Origin of the sequence: Paenibacillus sp. FSL K6-1122 (genome assembly GCF_037977015.1) — a bacterium.
GTDB lineage: Bacteria > Bacillota > Bacilli > Paenibacillales > Paenibacillaceae > Paenibacillus > Paenibacillus amylolyticus.
In genome coordinates this window covers 4,832,287-4,853,944 of the sequence record NZ_CP150272.1, presented here as the reverse complement: position 1 = coordinate 4,853,944, position 21,658 = coordinate 4,832,287, and the positions used below count along the sequence as shown (strand labels likewise).

Genomic DNA, 21,658 nt, shown 5'->3' with positions numbered 1-21,658 from the left:
CTGTGCATGAGAGCACAATGGGGTTATTTTTACTTGTCAGCGAGTGCATCACAGAATGCCTTGCCATAAGGGGGAAGGTCAGGCGGGCGACGAGCTGAGATGATATGTCCATCAACAACAACGGCTTCATCTTTCCAGATAGCACCTGCATTTTCCATGTCATCCCGAATGCCTGGTGTAGAGGTTACTGTAACCCCGTCCAGAATTTTGGCAGAAATCAGCACCCAGCCCGCATGACAGATCTGTCCAATCGGTTTCCGGTCTGCATTCATTTCCTTTACAAGCTCCAGTATTTTGGGATAACGACGCAGCTTGTCTGGTGCCCAGCCGCCTGGCACGAGAATGCCATCGTAATCTGAACTGTCGAGTTCATCGAAACTGTATTCGGCTTCAGCAGGCACACCATATTTGCCAATATAGGTTTTTCCTTTTTTCTCTCCAGCAAGATGCACTTCTGCACCTTCTTCACGAACCCGATGTACAGGGTACCACAATTCTAAATCCTCGAATTCTTCATCGACCAGAGCGATGACTTTTTTGCCGGTTAATCTCATGTCCATCTCTCCTTTTTGTGGTGATTAGGTCTGTTGCGTCTTTAATTGTAACAGATTCTCCAAGGGACTTCATGGAAGTGCATATTCAGTTTGGAGGAAGCGATTACAAGTCAGTAACTGCCTGCATTCGACAACCTTCATCTGGAGGGAGTGGTAATTTGTGCAACCTTTCGTTTATAGCAGGATTTGAGCAGAAATAGGTCGAATGGTACTTATATAGAGTATAGAACGAATGAGGTGATGGTGGTGCGCAAGTCGTGCAGATGTGGACATGTAATGGAGTTGGAATTAAGAACAGTGGTGTACGCCAAAAAAGTGGAGATTCGAAACGTACCCGTATTTGCGTGTACAGACTGTGTATCATATGAAGTGCTTCCGCCGGTCAAGCCGGACTTAACAGAATGCATTAACACATTGGGTGAACAGCCCGTGAAGCAAGACGTATCTTTTGGTGAACGTAATGAACTGGCAGACCTGTTTCATGAGTTACTGCTGGCCTGGCCGGATGCGACCGATCGGGAGATGGAACATCGTATGCAGCAAGCAGTGGAGGAGCGTATCAATCTGCTGCTGGACATTATGGGTTACGCAACGAAGTCTGGTGATGCAGCGTGGATGGAGACCACGGAGCGTAGATTAAGTCAATTATCCGGATTTGTGTGGCAGGAGTACTTCTCAAATGCTGTCTAATTTTGACGTGTAAAATGCTTGTTTTCATGAAAATTGGCTTTTTCGCGCACTTTTTGTTAAGATATCGAAGAGTGAAAACGCTCAACATAGCGGTATTCCTGGTAAAGGGGGATGTATATCTAATGGCTGACATGACTAAAATGACAAGTATTGAACAGCTAAACTCCGCAGTGGAGGCTACCAAGGATCAACCCTTGCTTCTGTTTAAGCATAGCACGCGCTGTCCGATCAGCTCAAACGCTTATCAGGAGATGAACGATTATTTGCTTAACAATGCCAATGAACAAGTGAAATATGGCATTATCTATGTTGTGGAAGATCGCCCGGTATCCAATGAAGCAGCAGACAAGCTGGGTGTTAAGCACGAATCTCCACAGGCGATCCTGATTAAAAAGGGAATTCCTGTATGGCATACTTCCCATTCAGATATTACTAGAACCACACTTACGAATGTTTTGAGTGAGTCCTAAAGCCTATTTTAATTGATTAATGCAAAAATTTGTCGTAATATAAATCTTAATGAAAATGGTATGAAAATTTACTGGTAATGGAGAGAAGTACTGTGACGGTAACCATTTATGATGTGGCACGTGAAGCTGGAGTGTCTATGGCAACGGTATCACGGGTAGTTAATAATAACCCTAATGTCAAACCGCAAACGCGGAAAAAAGTATATGAAGCCATCGAGCGGTTGGGATATCGTCCGAATGCGGTAGCCAGAGGTCTGGCAAGCAAGAAGACAACCACGGTCGGGGTTGTTATTCCGGATATTTCGAACTCAACCTTCGCGGAGATTGCCCGCGGAATTGAAGATATTGCGAATATGTATCACTACAATATTATTTTGTGTAATGCAGATAAGAAGAAAGAAAAAGAAATTCGTGTTATCAACACGTTGCTCGAAAAACAAGTAGACGGACTGCTCTTCATGGGCGGAACAGTAACGGACGAACACATTCAGGCGTTCCAGTCTGCGGCTGTGCCGATTGTACTTTGTGCAACAAGTGATGAGAAGGGCACATTCCCTTCGGTGGATATTGACCATGAGTCGGCTGCGTTTGATGCGGTAAACACCCTGATTCGTCATGGACACAAGGAAATTGCGATGATCAGTGGTACACTGCAAGATCCGGCGAATGGATATGCCCGTTTCCAAGGTTACAAAAAAGCACTGGAAGCAGCGGGGATTGAATACCAGGAGGATCTTGTTCGAATCGGTAACTATCGATATGAATCCGGTGTGGAAGCAATGAAATATTTCCTTGGACTCAAGAAAAAACCATCAGCTATCTTTGCTGCTACCGATGAAATGGCCATTGGTGCCATTCACAGCATTCAGGATGACGGTCTGAAAGTACCGGATGACTTCTCCATTATTAGTGTGGATAACATCCGTATGGCTTCCATGGTGCGTCCTCAGTTGACAACAGTGGCTCAGCCAATGTACGACCTTGGCGCAGTAGCGATGCGTTTGCTGACCAAGTTGATGAAGAAAGAAAATGTGGAGAACCCACGGGTTATTTTGCCGCATGAAACGATTCTTCGTCTGTCTGTAAGTCATGCAGATGTAGTTTAATCGGGATTATATACAGTAAGGGAGAAGTCATTGTTCTCTCTACATAGTGGATATGCGAAAGCTCCGGAGACGGAGCTTTTGTGCTGAATGAGGTTAAAAGTGAAAACAGGAGGTATTCGGAAGATGCGTGAAACGATTGGGATTATCGGAGCGATGGATGAGGAAGTCGAGCTTCTGCTGGCAGGCATGAAGCAGCTTGAGACGGTCAAACAAACCGGGATTACATACATTGCAGGCGAGTGGCTGGGCAAGCAAATTGTTGTGTGCAAATCCGGCGTAGGTAAAGTAAATGCAGCGGTTACAACGCAGATCTTGATTGATCGTTTTCAGGTTAATCGGATTATCTTCACAGGTGTTGCGGGTGCAGTTAACCCGGAGTTGAACATTGGAGATATGGTTATATCGTCTGTATGTGTTCAGCACGACATGGATGTAACGCCACTGGGGTTTGCACGCGGGGTTATTCCTTACCAGGAGACATCTGCATTCCCTGCCGAGGCTTCGCTTATTACACTGGCTGAAGAAGCGTGTAAAGCTCAGGGAGCCAATTATCTGGTCGGTAAAGTGTTATCTGGAGACCAATTTATTGCGAATAAAGATACGGTTAACATGTTATATACTGAAATGGACGGTGCATGTGCCGAGATGGAAGGGGCAGCAGTTGCCCAGGTCTGTTACATGAATCGAGTACCGTTTGTTGTCCTGCGTGGGATGTCAGATAAAGCGGATGGTTCTGCGCATGTTAACTTTGCTGAATTTACCGTGGAATCTTCTCAGCGTTCACACCGTATTGTGGAGCATATGTTAGAAAATATGTAATGGCATAAATTACGATTGCAATGCCAACCCAAAATCAATGAAAAACCGCCTTTTGATTAGCTGTTCCATGAAGTATGGAGCAACGCTGCGAGAGGCGGTTTTTGTTATGTATATCGTTTGGAACAGATCATTGCATTAGTACATAAACCGGTGGCGGAAACGCACACGATCAAACTGTTCTTCCGATGTTATGGGTACATGACTTCCGATTCGTACCATCAAACAGTTCGCAGGATGTGAACAGATTTCGGGGTCGTCTGTTGCATACCAGGTCATGTCGATCGTTTGCATCAGCCTCTCCATCATTTTGCGATAATCCCATACGTTTAGTCCGCTGCCCTTCAGATCCCAATGCCAATAATATTCTGTCGTGAAAATAATGTAGTTCTCCATGTGTTTATCTTCCAGAGCTGTGAGCAACATCTCACGTCCAATGCCAAGCGAGCGATAGTTGTCCGCAACCTCAATTGCCCCAAGCTCAATCAGATCAGTCATGTTGCCCTCGGACCAGCGTTCACACTCATCCGCATAGTGAAAGGTTACATAGCCGATAATGGTTTCATTTTCGTGTGCAATGATAATTCGCCCTTCAGGCAATGCTGCGATCTCGGCCAGAGCTTCCTGCTGCTCCGTTGGGCGCCGAAAGGCATCCAGATCTGGATGGAAGGCAAGACGGGTTATCTCCTCGGCTTGCACGGGGCCTTCAACAGTAATTCGGTGGCCGGACTTGAAGATGGAACGCATATGATGTTCTTTGATATGTTCCATGGTTCATGCTCCTCTCTTTCCTACTTTTAGAGGTTGTTCTTCAAAAAGAACGCTATAGCAAAAATCCAAAAAATTGAAAAGCCATAGACGACAATTGAAAAGATTTGCTATAATTGCGTAGACAAAAAATGTTCACAATTCAATACAGTATAGTTAACATCTGTTTGGCCGAGCAAGTACATGATGAGAAGTTCTCTCTACTAATGTAAGCGCTAACTGGAAGTTCAGTCAACACAAAGGCAATGAGAAGTGACCCCTAACGGGAATCGAAATGTCGAGTTGAAGGAGGCTGGCAAGCATGAGTCAAGCACATGGTGAGATGCTGCAAACGGTTGTGTCTGAATCTAATCTGGGCGATTACACGGAGGCGAGAAGCCGGTTCGATTGGGAATCGGTGGAAAGGCACTTTACGTGGCACGCCAGCGGAAAAGTAAACATGGCGCATGAAGCGATTGATCGTCATGTACTGGAAGGAAGGGGCGGGAAAACCGCTTTATTGTATAGCGATGCTTCACGCGAAGAGTCCTATACTTTTGCTGATCTGAGTGAACAGTCGAGTCGGTTCGGGAACGTTCTCCGCAAATATGGCATAGTCAAAGGGGAACGGGTGTTTATTTTTATGCCTCGAAGTCCTGAGCTGTATTTTAGTCTCCTGGGCATATTGAAAGCTGGAGCCATCGCGGGCCCGTTGTTCGAAGCTTTTATGGAAACGGCTGTGAAGGATCGGCTGGAGGATAGCGGAGCAGTAGCGCTCGTCACCACTCCGGAATTGCTAAAACGCATCAAACGTTCCGAATTGCCCGAGCTCAAACATATATTTATTGTGGGTGGGGGCGCGCAGACTGAGGAAGGACTCATCGATTTTGATGCAGAGATGTCAGCCGCTTCGGATGAGATGGAAGTAGAGTGGCTGAATCGTGAGGATGGTTTGCTTATTCACTATACCTCAGGCTCTACGGGTAAACCCAAAGGGGTGTACCATGTTCAAAATGCTATGATTCAGCACTATTATACAGGTAAGGTTGTCTTGGATTTACGCGAGGATGATGTATACTGGTGCACTGCTGACCCTGGTTGGGTGACAGGCACTTCTTACGGTATCTTTGCTCCATGGCTCAACGGAGTGACCAATGTGATACGGGGTGGTCGTTTCAGTCCTCAAGATTGGTACAGCACCATCCAGAAGAACAAAGTCACGATCTGGTACAGTGCACCAACGGCCTTTCGTATGCTGATGGGAGCGGGAGAAGAGACCATTGCCCAGCATGATCTGAGCAGTCTGCGTCATGTCATGTCTGTTGGTGAACCGCTCAATCCGGAGGTTGTTCGTTGGGGATGGAAAGCCTATGGTCAGCGGATTCATGATACATGGTGGATGACGGAAACAGGTGCACAGCTAATCTGTAACTATCCCGGAATGCCGATTAAGCCTGGCTCCATGGGACGTCCGTTGCCTGGAATCGAAGCAGCGATTATTGATGATCGCGGGCAGGAATTACCGCCGTACAGTATGGGTAATCTGGCCATACGGGCACCTTGGCCATCCATGATGGCGAAGATCTGGAATAACCCGGTGAAATACGAGGAGTATTTCAGGCTTACGGGTTGGTATGTATCCGGTGATTCCGCTTATATGGATGAAGAAGGATATTTCTGGTTCCAGGGACGTATTGATGATGTGATTAATTCGTCAGGCGAGCGTATTGGCCCCTTTGAGGTCGAGAGCAAGCTCGTGGAGCATCCTGCGGTAGCAGAGGCGGGTGTAATCGGTAAGCCGGATGTGACACGTGGGGAGATCATCAAGGCCTTTGTGGCGCTTCGTGAAGGATATGAGGCGACACCGGAGCTGAAAGAAGAGATCTATCGTTTTGTCAAAGAGGGCCTGTCTGCCCACGCTGCTCCGCGTGAGATTGAGTTCAAGGATAAACTGCCCAAGACACGTTCCGGCAAGATCATGCGCCGTGTGCTGAAGGCCTGGGAGCTTGATCTGCCAACAGGAGATCTATCCACCATTGAAGACTAACGCGATAATGCTAGGATCATCAATGTGGTGCTATCGATACCGATACATTGAGTAGTGGGGAGAAGTTAATACTCTACGAAGCCAAATACAGTGACTCTACCCATTAAAATGGATTGTAAAAGCCTGCTTTATGCCAATGGCATGAAGCAGGCTTTTTGGCTGCTGTAAATACAAATAAAAAGCCGCACACTCAGATACAGTCTGAGGATGCGGCTTGTTTTGGAACGCTATGCCTGAATCAGGGTTGAAAATGTAGGGCTGCAGAAGGCTCGGATTCACCCGCACTGTTGCTGGCAGATACCTTGAACCATCCACTGGTCGATGCGGGTACTCCATAATCCATGGTATTTCCCGCTGTTGTTCCAATTTTGGTGTAAGGAGCCGAGCCTGTTTCACTGTAATATACAGTATAACTATCTGCGTTTGGACTGGACGCCCATTGAATACGCAGTCCTTGCGTGAGGGCAGATACGCTGACTTGACCAGGTGTGCCTGGGGCTGTCGTTGTTGTATTATCGGTCTGCGTTTCTCCCGGCGTAACGACTGTACCTGGAACTTCAATCGGTTCATCAATCTCTTCTTCCACAGGAGGAGCTACACCAGCACTATTTACTGTAGCGCTAGGAGCAGATTCTCTGCCGGCAACATCCACTGCCGTTACATAGAAGGCGAAGTTACCGCCTTGCGCTGCATATGCAGAGAATGATCTGGATTCACCAGTCAGGACAACCTGACCCTGGTTCTGGAATCCTCCACCGTTTACAGAACGGTACAGACGATAACCCACGACATCATTTTCAGGTGTGGCATTAAATGTAATGACAGCTCTGTCACCTGAGGTTGAGATGCGTACGTTGCTTGGTGCATCAGGAGCTTTTCCGTTATCTGTCCTTGGATCAATCTGTGTTGGCATGTCTGCACCAGCATCTTCAGGAAGATAATAAGCAAGTGACTCATGTCGACTCATACGTGAGAATGCATTTTGCAATTCTTTGATGAGATCCGAGATTGGTTTTTTACGCTTGATTACTGTTTTTTCCTTCAACATGTCCGAAGGTGTTCCGTCACGCGGAATATAGTTTACACCATTGTAAGTAATGTACTTGGCTTTGGCTACACCGTCATCGCTATCCTTCGGAACAAACTTGCTGTTGAAAATATCCGTAACAAATTTATCAGTCATGGATGTTGGCAACTTGCCACTGTATGCAGACACCGTGCGCGTTTCGATGCCAGACGGTTTTTTGAACGAATCCGTAACGAACAGATCTTTTTGCGTATCGATCACTTCGTTCAGGATTTTCGACCATAGTTGCTGCGCACGTTTTCTTTGTGATTTACTTTCCAGCGTATTCACGGGCTGTTTGTATCCAACCCACACACCAAGTGTGACATCTGGTGTATAACCTTCAAACCACACATCTGCGTAGTTTTGAGTGGAACCCGTTTTACCTACGATTGGCACACTCTTGGAATATTTGTAATTTTCACGTACTTTATCTGCCGTTCCTTCTGTAATAACGGTCCGCAGCATATCGGTCATCAGGTATGCTGTCTGCTCCGAGAAGGCTTGGACAGGTTCAGTATCGTGTTTATAAACGATGTTTCCTTTGGAGTCTACAATTTTGCTAATCATGTAAGAATCGTTATATACACCCTTATTGGCGATAGCACCATAGGCACTGGTTAATTCTTCAACGGTTACACCGTATTGGAGACCTCCGAGAACACCAGTCTGAGCCTGATAGTCTTCCTTCTGAATGGTGGTAATCCCCAGTTTCTTGGCGAAGGTCCAAGCCTTCTCGATCCCCACTTCTTCATTAAACAACTTCAGAGCTGGTATATTGAGAGAATAATTCAGTGCTCTGCGGGCAGTGACTAGTCCCTGATACCGGTTGTTGGCATTCTTGGCAATGTGGTATCCGCTCGGACCATTTTTGAGAATGATCGGTGAGTCATCAATAATTGAAGCTGGCTGAACAAGACCTTCATCTAGCGCAGGAAGATAAGCGGCTATAGGTTTCATCGTTGAACCTGGCTGGCGTATCATCTGCGTTGCGTAGTTCATCTGTTCATCCTGGAAATCCCGTCCCTCAATCATCCCTAGAATTGCACCGGTTTTGTGATTAATCAGCATAGCAGCAGTTTGTTCTTTTCCTTTGACAGGATCATCTGCTGAGAAATTGCTGTCATCTTCCGCAATGGTACGCATCGTTTTGTAGATACTTTTGTTGATGGTCGTGTATATACGATATCCACCTGTCCGCAGTTGCGTCTGAGCTTCCTCTAATAATGCACTGCTTTCCTTCTGAGGTGTGTCTGCATCCGTAGCTTTGTCTGTAGATTCAGCTGTGTCGGAATTCAACTGTTTCATCAAAATCTGTGCAGCTTGTCGTTCTGTTTCCATCATAAGATATGGATAAGTGTTGTAAGCCTTGATGGTCTTCGGAGCGAGAGAGCTTTTGATATCAAAAGCAAGAGCTTTGTCATACTCGGTCTGATTGATTTTGCCCAGTTCAAGCATACGGCGTAGTACCAGATGCTGACGGTTGATTGCGCGGTCAAAATTCTCCTCTACAAAATCACCTTTACCGTTAAAAGCGGAGTAAGAGGAGGGGAGTTGTGGCAATCCAGCAAGATAAGCAGCTTGAGCGATGTTGATTTTTTCCAGATCGTTAATATTGAACAATCCTTTGGCTGCCGCTTTGATTCCGTAAACGTTGTATCCGCTGGAACCATTACCAAAAGGAACTTTGTTCAGATAGGCTGTCATGATCTCGTCTTTGGTCAGGAAACGTTCGAGTCGGAGTGAGAGCAAAATTTCTTTCACTTTCCGATCTTCCGTGCGATCCAGATTCAAAAACACACGACGTGCCAATTGCTGAGTCAGTGTACTACCGCCGGTTTGTACTGATTCTTTCAGCACTTTCTGTTTCACGGCACGCAGTGTTCCGCTCATGTCTACACCTTTATGTTCGTAAAAATGATTGTCTTCAATCGAAATGACAGCATCAATAACCTTCTGTGGGATCTGGTCCGTAGTGACCGGACGCCTGTCTTCTTCCGTACGTAATTGACCGATCGGACTGCCGTCGGCAAAGTAAGCAAAGCCTGTGATGGAGTTTTCGCTGACTTTTTGTTCAATCAGGGCCCTTGAACGGACAGGCTCGTCTTTCACAATGGAACTGACGTATCCCATCAAAGCACCGCCTACAAATAGTGCCCCCATAAAGCCAAGGACAACCATCCATTTGACGAAACTTCCCAGTCTGCGGGCAAAGCTACGCTTGCGTACAGGCTGTTCATCGGGCTTTTTCTTATTAACATCAACCATTCAGTGTCTTCCTCCTTTTAACAGCACTTATTATAGCATAAAAAGGCGGGTTTGCATGCCTGAGAAATACAAGTAATGGTCGAAATTTGCCATTCTGCCATGCATTATGCTATATATCATGCGATATTGAAGCACATTTCATGAGTTGTAAGCCATAATAAGCAAGCCACCTCCATGCTGAGGTGCATAGGGTGGCCTGAATGATGTGTCGTAATGGAGGTCTTCTACATTAGGTTTTGAATCGTTGAATCAGCTCTAATAGTTCCTGGGTAAGATTAGCCAGTGAGGCAGATGCCGCCGTAATCTCTTCCATGGATGCGAGTTGTTCTTCAGAGGCAGAGGCGACACGAGTTGCGTGATCTGCTGTCTCATGACCAATGGTTTTGAGTTGCACTAACGTGGCATCAACCTGTTGGGATCCAGCTGACATCTGCTGCGCAATGGCTGAGACATGCTCAATCTGCTCATTAACATCTGAAATCTGTGATGAAATCGAGAGGAATAGTTCACCACTCTCATTAATCACTTCCGCTATATGGCTCACCTCGGCATTCCCATGTTCCATATTTTCAACGAGAGAAAGGACCTCTTGCTGAACGCTATGAATTAACGCTGCAATCTGCGCTGCTGATACTCTGGATTGTTCAGCCAGATTACGAATCTCGGAAGCAACAACACCGAACCCGCGCCCGTGTTCACCTGCTCGCGATGCTTCAATGGAAGCATTAAGTGCAAGTAGGTTGGTTTGACGGCTAACTTCCGTGATCATGCCTGTAATATGGCCAATCTCTTCCGAACGTTGGCGGAAATTCTCCAGTGCGGTCATCGACGTCTGCACAGAAGAAGTGGCACTATCGACCATACGCATAGCGGACTGAATCTTATCAGTTCCGATGGTTGTTCGTTCGGCCACAGTTCGCGATGAATCGGATACATCGGAGGCGGCCTTTGCAATTCTTCCGATCCCTGCAGATATTTCATTCATGGAACGGGAGGACTCTTGCAGCTCCTGCACCTGTTTACCTGCTTTATCTGCAAGTTCGACTCCTGTTAATGCAATCAGTTCGGCGGCTTTACCTGTTTCTTCGGCACCTGCGGTCAACTGTTGAGAGGTGGAGCCGACAGATAAAGCATGTTCGGATATAACCGATATGGTATGACGCAGGGTATCCATCATCTGATTCATATGACCCGCCATGATGCCAAATTCATCTTTGGATCGTACAGGTAACTTTTGTGTCAAATCTCCGCCAGCCAGCTGTCCAGCGACGATATTAACTTGATTCAACTGTCTAACAATGGAGATGATGGTGTAGGTAACCACACCTGCAAGCAGAAGTACTGCCAGTGCGGCAATCAGTATGGACCAGTTCAAGCTGTCATAGAAGGGTTGAAGGATATGGCTCTTTGGCAGCGCCGATACAAGGTACCAGTTTGAATCTGTTCCTTGTAACCTGGCAGGCTCGGCAATAAATAGTTCTTCACCTACTTCAGGGTCTGTAGCGTAAAACTGAGACTCGCCAGACTGTATACGCTGAATGACTGTCTTCATTTCAGATGGAATTACGGCTCCTTCATGAGCCAGCTCCGGTTTGGAGCCGTGTGCAGCAATCTGTCCTTCGCTAGTAATAAGCATGGCATAACCCCGATCCGGATTAAGTGATGCTATATTTTGTTGAAAACGATCAATGGTAAAGTCGGCCCCAACAATGCCTAGAAAATTTTTGTTTTCATCTAATAGAGGGAGGACAATCGAAACGAGCAGTGTTTCTTTTCCGCCAACCGTGTAGGTAACAGGTTCGGACCAATAGATGGATTTGGTTTTCTTTGGATGCTGATAGTAAGTACTAGTTTCACCGCTTCCCTCATAAGTAGGCATAGGCTCAAAATGCAGGGAGTTGCCATCACGTATAACGTATGGAACGAATCGACCCGTAGCATCATCATATTCTTTTTTGTTGATGTGCTCCGCATCGTTTCCATCGAAGGCATTTGGTTCCCAGCCCGTATAAAAGCCAAAAACTTTCTCGTCCTTCTTCAGATATTGTTCAAGGAGTCTGACGACTTCTTCACGGTTGAGTGATCCGTTCTGAGCTGCATCCAATAACGTGGTACTCATGGTGTCCAACGTGTTTTTCACCTGATTAATGTCAGTCATAAACTCATTCGTAGCCCGGTTTGCTGCCTGTCCAGCAACGGTTTCGCCGTACTGGAGGCTTTTGTCGTAAATGGATTTGGTATTAAATGCAATCAGGGCTCCAATACAACAGAGTAATACGATCCCGAGTAAAAGTCCAAGCTTAACAGCAAGCTTGCGATTGCGAAAAAAATGCATGTTTTAATCCCCCTCGATGTCATTCTTGTGATGTATATATGGATGTGTGCTTCTCCTGAAGGGAGTCTATATTTTATATCGTTATTTACGTTCCTATAATGAAGATAATTAAAAAAAAGCATAGAAAAACAGCTGTCGAGAAAATCTCGACAGCTGTTTGGGTTGAAACTTTAATGTGATTGCAACGATTAACGGTTGTAGAACTCGACGATTTGTTTTTCATCGATGTCTTGGGACAATTCAGCACGCTCAGGCAAGCGGATGAATTTACCTTCTACAGCTGCTTCGTTGTATTCAACGTATGCTGGAAGATGCGAACGGCCTTCCAAAGCTTCTTTAATGGAAGAAAGAGCGCGGCTCTTCTCACGCAAGCCGATTACATCGCCAGTGCTTACTTGGTAAGAAGCGATATCGACTTTTTTACCGTTTACAGTTACGTGACCGTGTGCTACCAACTGACGCGCTCCAGCGCGGGAGTTAGCAAACCCAAGGCGGTAAACGAGGTTGTCAAGGCGGCACTCAAGCAAGAACATGAAGTTCTCACCGGCAATACCTTGCATTTTTTGAGCTTTAGAGAACAGTGTGCGGAATTGCTTCTCGCCCAAACCGTACATGTGGCGCAATTTTTGTTTTTCTTGCAATTGCATACCGTAGTTGCTGATTTTTCTGCGTTGGTTAGCTCCGTGCTGACCTGGAGGGAAAGGACGTTTCAATTCTTTGCCTGTTCCGCTAAGGGAAATGCCGAGGCGACGGCTCAATTTAAATTTAGGACCAGTGTAACGTGCCATGTTTAAAGTAGCTCCTTTTTAGTTAAAGTTCATATTAGGGCTCTGTTTGCGCTCCAATTTGTTGATGCGGGCTTGGCCACGCATAGAACGATCAGGAAAGTTCAGCCGCTGTCCTGAAAGCAACAAAAAGAATGAGGGTGACACAACCGGTAATGCCCAAATTTAAAGACCCATTAGTAGTCTTCATCAACAATTTATATTACAGTTTAAGAGAAACAAAGTCAAGCGCAGAATAAAAGCAAAAAAACGTCTAAATTTGTCGATAGGTCATTGGGCCTAAAATAATGGGACAATTTTCTGAAATATGGATGCAAAAATGGTTTAAACAGAGTAAAATAGATTGTATCTTAACTTTAAATCATCTTTATGTAACAAGGTTATCGCAACGAATTTGCAGGTTTGCGATAACGTCTGCAGATTAATGCATCCTGGTGGATGCAAAAACGGTGCAAAGGAGCGCCTGACATGTTAGAACATCTAAGAAGTTTACCTGCCAGCTTGAATTCACGAAGTTCGGGCGATTCCGCATCTTTTGCCGCTCCTCGTTCTCATGAAGAGCATGTGTTGTGGATGCAAAAAATGGATATCACACCTTTTGATTTTTCATATTTGGGCAGCTTGCTAGAGCAGGCATACAGTGACTGGAACTCCAGAGTGGGTTCAAGGCTGGCCAGACCATCAACCTTTTACAGCGTGTGGAACACGGAAGGTGATTGCATAGGATACGATAGCGATCATGAAACTGATCCGGGCGTAAATGCACGCAGGCTGGTATTGGAATGTTTGGATAAGAGACAGGCCCTGTCCCTTAAAGGGACAAGCGAACACGGAGAATATCTTATAATAACACATCCCTTATTCTCCAGAACTAACAAGGATATGTTTGCCGTATTCACTGCTGTGATCTATGAATCCAATGGATATGAAACGTCTGAAGCTGTGGTTCAATCTGAGGCATTGCATTATCACACCTGCTTTTACCGAAGATTCGAATACATATTTATGACGGACCTGTTACATGCTCATGAACAAACAGCTCGTGAGGAACACCGGAGGTCCATCCTCTTTCAGATTGTTCAGCGAATGCATGACAAAATGGATGTCGAGGCCATATTGGATGAGGTATTTGACAGTATGGATTACTTGTACCCGGCCACTTATATCAAATTGTATATGTCTCAGGATCAGAGCAACTCTGATCCACGGATTAAACCGTTGCTTGTCCACGAGCGAGGAGAAGATATTTGTGTGCGTTCATTTATGGAAGGTAAGCTGATCGTTGCTCGCTCACATGATGCAGAGAACCGCATTGTAGATGTAGGGATTCCGCTGAAAGGCAAACAAGGCATATACGGTGTGTTCCATATCGAAATGAATGAAGAGATTATGGAAGAATCGGACTTGCAATTGATTACGATGATGGTAGACACTGCAGGAACGGCCTTTGAGAACGCCAAGTTGCATGAACAATCCAATATGTTAATTCAGGAACTTCGTTTAATTAATGATCTTACACAGCGGTTGAACAAGAGTCTGCATCTTTCAGAGATTTATCAATTATCCGAACAAGAGTTAAAGGAAATATTCCAGGCTGAAACGTGTTGCATTCTTCAACTCAATGACAGTACCAATGACTTCGAAGTCATGTCATCTAACGTGAAAGATGTTTTTCACCGATCCTTTTCTGTAGACTACGGTATCGCAGGTTTGGTCTATCGAACAGAGGAACCGCTTATTATAGCCAATTATGCGCAATTTGATAAAGTGTCCTCCTTTTTCATGGAAGATACGGGATCCATGTCACTGATTGCATCACCGATCAGAGTCAATGGTGAAGTGAAGGGTGCCATTTTGCTGGGACACAGTAGAGAGCACTACTTTTCATATGATAACTATAGGCTCTTGCAGATGTTATCTATTCATATCGGGCTTGCCCTGTCAAATGCCACACTGCATGCCGAGGTTCGGCGCTTGGCTAATCTGGATATGTTGACAGGCCTGTACGTGAGGCATTATCTGGACAGTGTGATTCACGAGCGACAGGCTCATGAATTCTGTGGCTCCCTCATTGTGGTGGATATTGATCAGTTCAAACAGGTGAATGACACATTCGGACACCAGACGGGGGATCAAGTATTGAAGCAAGTGAGTGAGATCGTCACCAGCTCTGTTCGCTCGGAGGATGTCTGCGCCAGATGGGGTGGAGAAGAACTGGCGATCTATATGCCACAGGTGAGTGTAAGGCAGGCGTTAGATTATGCGGAAGTGATTCGAAAGAGAGTCGCAGAAGAGACCAGACCGCCCGTTACGGTATCCAGTGGCATCGCAGAGTGGAGTTGGATGGATGAAAAGGTCAGTGTAGAGTCCTTGTTTTATCGGGCTGATATGGCTTTGTACAGCGCCAAGAATGGTGGTCGGAACAGAATCGTTGTAGAGGAACAGGAAGTAACACGTTAAGAGAGAACAATTCCAATTGCGGAGTCGTTCTCTTTTTTTGTGCATGGGAGAATCAAGATGTGTATAGAAGGAAGTATAAGCGTATACGGGCGGGGCAATCTATGGAGAAAGTTCATGGAAGGGTGAAGATAGACATGTTTAACCGCCATTCGGTACGTACATTATGGTTATTTGTGAGCATCGTGATTATTGGTGTTCCGGGTTGTGGATTAATCCAGCGAGATCAAACGCCTGAAGAGGTCTTTTCCTTGGCTTTATCGGGGATAGCGGGAAAAGAAACGTTGAGTTTTGAAGGAGAGGCAGGACTTCGACGGGAAAACAGTGGGCTGTTTGAGAATCAGTTCAAATTCGAAGGCAAGCTGGAGAATCATGATCGTTTGACCCTTCAGACCCGATTACCTGGAGAAGTAACTGCTGTGGGGACAGGCATTCAAACAACTGCCGTAAAAAATAATGGACAGCCCAGTGGGTTTAGCGCCTCTTTCGAGCGGAAACAAGGGCAATGGATGGCATTGTCAGCGCAGCATGAGCCGCTGCGTGGGTCTCTTTCTCGATTTAATCCAATTGCCCAATTGGAGAAGATCGATGGGATGCACAAAACCATTCAATCCGAGTATGGTGCTGGTCGTCGAACCAGAACATTACGGATTGAACTTGCACCGGAAGACGCCAAATCATGGGCTGTAACCCAGCTAAACGACGAGATGAACGCCATTCGGGCAGAATATATGCATAAGGCAGCTACGGTGAAAGGGGCGCGTAAGGAGAAGCTTGAGAAGGATCTGGAGAAAGTTTGGAAACAGGGTGAAACAACGATGCAACAGATGATGAAACAAGCGAGCGTGCAGACGGTATATCATCTCACGGTAGATCGGAAGAGCAGTCTGCCTCTTCGCTTATCCTCTGAAAGTCAGATGAGTTACACGGACAACAACCGTAAAAGTAACAAAGAAGCCCTTGTCACCGATGTTAACTTCAAGTCATATCAATAAACGAAGTGAGGGACTGCCTGCTGACGGGAGGACTGTTCGCGTGCTACAATAGTATCGTAATTTACCGTTGTTCAATTCAAGTATGGCAGATGACAGGAGGATTTTACCAAGATGAAAGACCCAAGAATTCAAAAGCTTGCAGCAAACCTGGTGGGCTATTCAGTAGATGTACAGCCTGGTGAAAATGTATTGGTTGAGATGATTGGATCGGAACGTGATCTGATTAACGCCATTATTGAAGAGGTAGGAAAAAAAGGTGGTAACGTCTTTGTACAGTTGACTGATAAAACCGTACAGCGTGCGATGCTGAAAAATGCCACAGAAGAAATGATGAAAACATGGGCAGAGATTGATCTGAACCGTATGAAACAGATGGATTGTTATATCGGTATTCGTGCGGGAGAAAATGTGAATGATCTGTCCGATGTGCCGGAAGAAAAAATGAAAATGTACAATTCATTGTACTCCCACCCGGTACATAGTGAACAACGTGTCAAACATACGAAATGGGTTGTACTGCGTTACCCTAACGCAAGTATGGCGCAACTCGCCAATACAAGTACAGAAGCGTTCGAAGATTTCTACTTCGACGTATGTAACCTGGATTACGCCAAAATGGACAAAGCGCAGGACTCGCTTGCTAACCTGATGAAGCGGACGGATAAAGTTCGTATCACCGGACCAGGAACAGAGCTGAGCTTCTCCATTAAAGATATCGGTGCAGAGAAATGTTCTGGCCAAAAAAATATCCCGGATGGCGAAGTGTACAGTGCCCCTGTGCGCAATTCCGTGAACGGAACGATTAGTTATAACTCGCCAACCCTGTACAATGGAGTGACTTTTGAAAATATCAAGTTCACGTTCAAGGATGGCAAAATTGTTGAAGCGACAAGTAACGATACAGAGCGTTTGAATGAAATCCTGAATTCGGATGAGGGTGCTCGTCATATCGGTGAATTTGCAATTGGATTTAACCCGCATATTCTTCATCCGATGAAAGACATCCTGTTTGATGAGAAAATCGCAGGCAGCTTACACTTTACGCCAGGTCAGGCGTATGAAGAAACCGACAATGGCAACCGCTCGTCTATCCACTGGGATCTCGTATTAATCCAGCGTCCGGATTATGGCGGCGGGGAGATTTATTTTGACGATGTGCTGATTCGTAAAGACGGTATTTTTGTCATTCCTGAGCTGGAATGCTTGAATCCGGACCGTTTGAAGTAGGAACAGGATTTTGCTGTTGCTAGGAAAGCGGATTCACGGTATCATGTAGTGGTAATTAATAGATGATACCAATAGTAAAAAGACGGAGGGATTCCTATGTCGAGTAATAACGCGGCTGTAGTAGAAATTGCTCAAACAGCAGGCAAGTTTACTTCTTCAATCGTGCTTCATTCGGAGAACAAGTATATCGATGTAAAAAGTATTCTCGGATTGTTTACAACGCTGATCAGCACGCACAGCTATGAACTGCATGTTCATGGTCCAGATGCAGTTGAAGCGAAAGCAGCCATGTCAGAAGTATTTGCCAAGCATGGACTGAATGTAAGCATCGCATCTGAGTAATAGCTCTCAAGAAGCACCTTTGCCTTTTTTGGCAGGGGTGTTTTTTGGCATGGAATGATCTGAATACTCGTCTGGACGTGACTGGAACAGGTGGATTAAGCTTCAACAAAAGGCTTAACTTTGCGGGCTTATTTTGGTCAGGTTCTTGTATTAGCTCTTCATTTCGTCTAATATTAGAGGTAGAACGTCTTTACGCGATTTTTGGGACATAGGGGGGAAAAATGCATGACTTCATCTGATCTGCAGGACCAGCTGAGTTTGAAAGCGATCAGTCTTCTTCAAGAAGATGCAGATAAAATACAGAAGCTTATTGAAGTACAGATGGAGAATCTGGCTACCCGCTACTGCCCTCTCTATGAGGAAGTATTGGATACACAGATGTATGGGTTCTCCAAAGAAGTTGATTTTGCTGTTCGTGCAGGGCTCCTTCCAGAAGGTGCAGGTAAGCAGCTGGTTAGCGCGCTTGAGCGGAATTTGGCAATTTTATATGAAGCCTTGAACAAGAAGAATGAGCAATAGCCTGCAAATGCGCGGGTCAGAATAGAAGGCATGCAGGCGTTTATGCATGCTTTTTTTGTGCGCCTGAACGGGACTGGGATGAAAGCCAGCCGGAAGGCGTATACAAATAAAGAGACAGCTCCAAATGTATATTGGGGCTGCCTCTTGTGGCTTGTTTATTTTAATCATGGCTACGTGAGGGCCTGGTTACACCAGGAAGAAGGATACACCGAGTATGATATATACGACGAGCAGGAGTAAACCTTCGTACCAATTCGTTGAACCATCTTGGGTAATGGACTTCGCAATAAATACGGATACGCCGATGGCGACCAGTTCAATCGTTGTGAATACGATATCCATGGTTCTGCCTGTGAAGTAGCTGACAAAAATCAGCACAGGAGCAACGAATAGTGCGATCTGCAAGCTGCTGCCAACCGCAATTTCAACGGCGGCTCCAATTTTATTTTTCATGGCAAGCATGATGGCTGCACTGTGTTCGGCCGCATTACCGATGATGGCCACAAGGAATGCACCGACAAACAGTTCGCTAAGTCCAAATTCCGAAGTGAAGACTTCAAGCGTGCCGACCAGCCATTCACTGACGAAGGCAACCATGACTGTTGCGAGCACCAGATAGAGGATTGATTTTTTCTTGGACCATGCCGGAGCATGCTCATGAGGTAGCTCTTCATCGCGATCCTCAGTGACGTCTGCGAGGTAGTTCTTATGCGTCACCATGGAGAATAGCAACCACGCAATATACGCGAGGATGAGCAATCCGGCCACGATGAGACTAAGTGTATTGGTGTCTTTCTGTGTAATGGAATGTGTATTGAGAAAGACTGCCGGAATAAACAGGGCAATGATGGCAACAATCATCAGGGAACCATTCAGACCTGCGAGTGAAACATTATAATTCTGAATTTTGAACTTGAGTCCTCCGGCAAAAATACTTAACCCGAGCACTAACAGCAGATTTCCAATGATGGAACCTGTCAGACTAGCTTTGACCATGTCGAAGAGTCCCTCTTTGACGAGGAAAATGGCGATGATCAATTCGGCAGCATTGCCGAAGGTGGCATTCAAGAATCCTCCCAGCCGCTGTCCGGCGTAGTGGGCTACATTTTCGGTGGCTTTGCCTAAAAAACCGGCCACAAAAATAACCGAAATGGCTGATATCACGAACTGTAGAATCGAATCCCATTTCAAGTAGTGGGCGATGGCACTGAGTGCAAAGAACGCAATCAGCAAAATGGATGAAATCCGGTTTCTCACAACAAACACCTCGGTTATAAATTATTTTGTTTTTGAATTACACTGTAAATCGCTTATGAGATTATTTTCATATTTCAATATAACCAAATGGTGGTAGGTTGTAAACGCATCTTTTTGAGTTTAATTTGCTTTTTGGGGTGGAAAGGATTTAAAATACGAGTAACGAAGTGAAGGAGGATGTGGCATGGCAGAACAACTTCAACTGGAGAGCGGAAACATCCGGATTGCCGATGACGTGGTTGCAAAAATTGCCGGAATGGCTGCAATGGAAACACCCGGAATTGCCGCAATGTCTGGAGGATTGTCAGAGGGCTGGGCGAAGCGACTCAGCGGTAAAAACGTACAGAAAGGCGTGAGCGTTGAGGTCGGCCAGCTGGAAGCAGCCATTGACCTGCGCATCATCGTCCTGTACGAAACCCCGATTCATGAAGTTTCCCGTATGCTTCAGCAGAATGTAAGAGAAGCGGTAGAGACCATGACCGGATTACGCGTGGTTGAAGTCAATGTAAAGGTAGAAGGCGTATCTTTCAAAGGCGACGATCTGTAGAAATCGCAATCCGCAATGGAGGACAGAGCGATATTGACCTGTTCTTCATCTTGATAGACAGAGTTTATTCAGTACACAGAAAAAGGCTGCGCATCCATTGGGTGCACAGCCTTTTTTGTGTTGCTTTTTTATCGAATCCGACGAATGGACTCCCGTGAACGAAGAGCAGGAGAGGTACGAGTCTGTGTCTGTACAGTCACGGACTTCGTTTTCTCTTCCTTGATCACGTCCAGATTGTTAGTACGTGAGATACTGAGCAGAATGCCCATGGCAACCATCATTACAAAGAGTGAGGTACCCCCATAACTGATAAATGGAAGCGTGACCCCCGTCACCGGAATGGTTTGAGTTACACCACCGATGTTGATAAATGCCTGAATCGCGATTAGTCCCATGATACCTATGCCGACCAATGTTCCGAATGGATCGGGACAGCGGAGAGAGACAATAATTCCGCGCCAGATGAAGTACAGGTAAACAAGCAGGAATAAGGCACTTCCGATGAATCCGAGTTCTTCCCCGATTACGGAGAAAATAAAGTCATTATACGCATTTGGCAAATAGTGCAGCTTCATCGTACCTTGTCCAATTCCCGAACCTGTCATGCCGCCATCACCAATGGCAACAAGAGAACGGTAGAGGTTAAGACTTCCGCCATTAATATCGGACATTGGATCAAGGAAAGCCTGAATACGTCCGATCTTGTAGTTCTGCTCCGCAGTGACTGCTGTTGTAGCAGTCGTTGTGTCGGAAGGAGACATGGAAGAAAACAAGGAATTCGCTCCAAACGCCAGTGCCCCACCGAGTACAACCAGGAGAATCGAACCCAGGATATGTTTCATACTGGCTCCACCGGCATAGATCAAGAGACCACAGGTGGACACCAGAATGAAGGTGGTACCGAAGTCTGGTTGCAGCATAATCAGCCCTGCGATGAATCCAACGATGAACAAGACGGGAACGTACCCTGTCTTGAAAACCCTGAATTTCTCACCTTTTTTGGTAATAAGAGCAGAGAGATAGAGAATGATAGCAATTTTCGCGAACTCTGCAGGCTGAAGACTGAAACCAAAAATGTGAATCCAGCTTCGTGCACCGTTCAATACTGCACCTGAGATCAAAACAATCACCAGCATGACCGTAGTGAGCAGGAAAAAGGGTGCATAGAGCTTTTTGTACTTGTTGAAGCGGATATTCATGGCAAAAAACATGCCAAATAGACCGATAATCGCCCACATAAGTTGTTTTTTCGTGAAGTAAAGGGCATCATTGTTAAATTTATCGCTTGCGATTGCAATGCTGGAACTGGAGCTGAATACCATCACCAGTCCAAAGCCCACCAACAATAAAGTGAGGATTAGCAGTTGAAAATCCGGCGTGCCTCTCTTCGTTTTCGTTTGGGCCGTTTGTTGTTTCATCGTTTGGCCCAG

18 protein-coding genes are annotated in these 21,658 nt (G+C 45.7%); 11 read left to right on the top strand and 7 right to left on the bottom strand.

Features of this window, described 5'->3' with window-relative positions; all coding sequences use genetic code 11:
* Positions 1-29: 29 nt before the first annotated feature.
* Positions 30-554 (bottom strand): type 1 glutamine amidotransferase domain-containing protein, encoded by a 525-nt coding sequence (locus tag NSQ20_RS21810; RefSeq protein WP_076328047.1) that lies wholly within the window; start codon positions 552-554, stop codon positions 30-32.
* 276 nt (positions 555-830) lie between these two features.
* On the opposite strand from NSQ20_RS21810, the gene NSQ20_RS21805 reads away from it, so the two are divergent.
* The 4 genes from NSQ20_RS21805 to NSQ20_RS21790 all read left to right on the top strand — a co-directional run bounded on the left by NSQ20_RS21805 (position 831) and on the right by NSQ20_RS21790 (position 3,639).
* Entirely contained in the window at positions 831-1,244 is a 414-nt protein-coding gene (locus tag NSQ20_RS21805; RefSeq protein WP_083677402.1) for a hypothetical protein, read from the top strand.
* A gap of 122 nt (positions 1,245-1,366) precedes the next feature.
* Positions 1,367-1,714 carry a bacillithiol system redox-active protein YtxJ gene (gene ytxJ, locus NSQ20_RS21800; RefSeq protein ID WP_036674876.1) on the top strand — a complete coding sequence of 116 codons (348 nt, stop codon included), beginning with the start codon at positions 1,367-1,369 and terminating at the stop codon, positions 1,712-1,714.
* Between the two features lie 92 nt (positions 1,715-1,806).
* Positions 1,807-2,820 carry a catabolite control protein A gene (gene ccpA, locus NSQ20_RS21795; RefSeq protein ID WP_036674877.1) on the top strand — a complete coding sequence of 338 codons (1,014 nt, stop codon included), beginning with the start codon at positions 1,807-1,809 and terminating at the stop codon, positions 2,818-2,820.
* 123 nt (positions 2,821-2,943) lie between these two features.
* Positions 2,944-3,639, top strand: a complete 696-nt coding sequence (locus tag NSQ20_RS21790) for a 5'-methylthioadenosine/adenosylhomocysteine nucleosidase (protein ID WP_076328045.1) — start codon at positions 2,944-2,946, stop codon at positions 3,637-3,639.
* Positions 3,640-3,774: 135 nt separating this feature from the next.
* Here the strand turns inward: NSQ20_RS21790 and NSQ20_RS21785 are convergent, their stop codons facing one another.
* Positions 3,775-4,407 carry a GNAT family N-acetyltransferase gene (locus tag NSQ20_RS21785; protein ID WP_076328044.1) on the bottom strand — a complete coding sequence of 211 codons (633 nt, stop codon included), beginning with the start codon at positions 4,405-4,407 and terminating at the stop codon, positions 3,775-3,777.
* A gap of 298 nt (positions 4,408-4,705) precedes the next feature.
* On the opposite strand from NSQ20_RS21785, the gene acsA reads away from it, so the two are divergent.
* A complete protein-coding gene (gene acsA / locus NSQ20_RS21780; protein ID WP_076328043.1) occupies positions 4,706-6,430 on the top strand; it encodes an acetate--CoA ligase in 1,725 nt (574 codons plus the stop codon).
* A 238-nt stretch (positions 6,431-6,668) separates the two neighbouring features.
* On the opposite strand, the gene NSQ20_RS21775 is transcribed toward acsA, so the two are convergent.
* From NSQ20_RS21775 to rpsD, 3 genes are all read right to left on the bottom strand, one after another.
* On the bottom strand, positions 6,669-9,764 hold the full coding sequence (locus NSQ20_RS21775) for a transglycosylase domain-containing protein (protein ID WP_340017935.1): 3,096 nt from the start codon (positions 9,762-9,764) through the stop codon (positions 6,669-6,671).
* 229 nt (positions 9,765-9,993) lie between these two features.
* A complete protein-coding gene (locus tag NSQ20_RS21770; protein ID WP_340017934.1) occupies positions 9,994-12,099 on the bottom strand; it encodes a methyl-accepting chemotaxis protein in 2,106 nt (701 codons plus the stop codon).
* 188 nt (positions 12,100-12,287) lie between these two features.
* Complete coding sequence (rpsD, locus tag NSQ20_RS21765) at positions 12,288-12,887, bottom strand: 30S ribosomal protein S4 (RefSeq protein ID WP_017687421.1); 600 nt, start codon at positions 12,885-12,887, stop codon at positions 12,288-12,290.
* 465 nt (positions 12,888-13,352) lie between these two features.
* Between rpsD and NSQ20_RS21760 the strand changes: the two genes are divergently transcribed.
* The 5 genes from NSQ20_RS21760 (at position 13,353) to NSQ20_RS21740 (ending at position 18,424) form a co-directional block, all read left to right on the top strand.
* On the top strand, positions 13,353-15,344 hold the full coding sequence (locus NSQ20_RS21760) for a sensor domain-containing diguanylate cyclase (protein ID WP_340017933.1): 1,992 nt from the start codon (positions 13,353-13,355) through the stop codon (positions 15,342-15,344).
* A gap of 101 nt (positions 15,345-15,445) precedes the next feature.
* Positions 15,446-16,336 carry a hypothetical protein gene (locus NSQ20_RS21755; protein ID WP_076250858.1) on the top strand — a complete coding sequence of 297 codons (891 nt, stop codon included), beginning with the start codon at positions 15,446-15,448 and terminating at the stop codon, positions 16,334-16,336.
* Between the two features lie 111 nt (positions 16,337-16,447).
* Complete coding sequence (locus tag NSQ20_RS21750; protein WP_076328038.1) at positions 16,448-17,563, top strand: aminopeptidase; 1,116 nt, start codon at positions 16,448-16,450, stop codon at positions 17,561-17,563.
* Positions 17,564-17,659: 96 nt separating this feature from the next.
* Positions 17,660-17,905: an HPr family phosphocarrier protein gene (locus tag NSQ20_RS21745; RefSeq protein WP_036614658.1), complete on the top strand. Its 246-nt coding sequence runs from the start codon at positions 17,660-17,662 to the stop codon at positions 17,903-17,905.
* A 225-nt stretch (positions 17,906-18,130) separates the two neighbouring features.
* Positions 18,131-18,424 carry a YlaN family protein gene (locus NSQ20_RS21740; protein WP_036614657.1) on the top strand — a complete coding sequence of 98 codons (294 nt, stop codon included), beginning with the start codon at positions 18,131-18,133 and terminating at the stop codon, positions 18,422-18,424.
* Positions 18,425-18,610: 186 nt separating this feature from the next.
* On the opposite strand, the gene cax is transcribed toward NSQ20_RS21740, so the two are convergent.
* A complete protein-coding gene (cax, locus tag NSQ20_RS21735; RefSeq protein WP_036674882.1) occupies positions 18,611-19,681 on the bottom strand; it encodes a calcium/proton exchanger in 1,071 nt (356 codons plus the stop codon).
* Positions 19,682-19,865: 184 nt separating this feature from the next.
* Between cax and NSQ20_RS21730 the strand changes: the two genes are divergently transcribed.
* Positions 19,866-20,228, top strand: a complete 363-nt coding sequence (locus NSQ20_RS21730; protein WP_017687428.1) for an Asp23/Gls24 family envelope stress response protein — start codon at positions 19,866-19,868, stop codon at positions 20,226-20,228.
* Positions 20,229-20,356: 128 nt separating this feature from the next.
* On the opposite strand, the gene ftsW is transcribed toward NSQ20_RS21730, so the two are convergent.
* Entirely contained in the window at positions 20,357-21,646 is a 1,290-nt protein-coding gene (gene ftsW / locus NSQ20_RS21725; RefSeq protein ID WP_036614653.1) for a putative lipid II flippase FtsW, read from the bottom strand.
* Between the last annotated feature and the right edge of the window lie 12 nt (positions 21,647-21,658).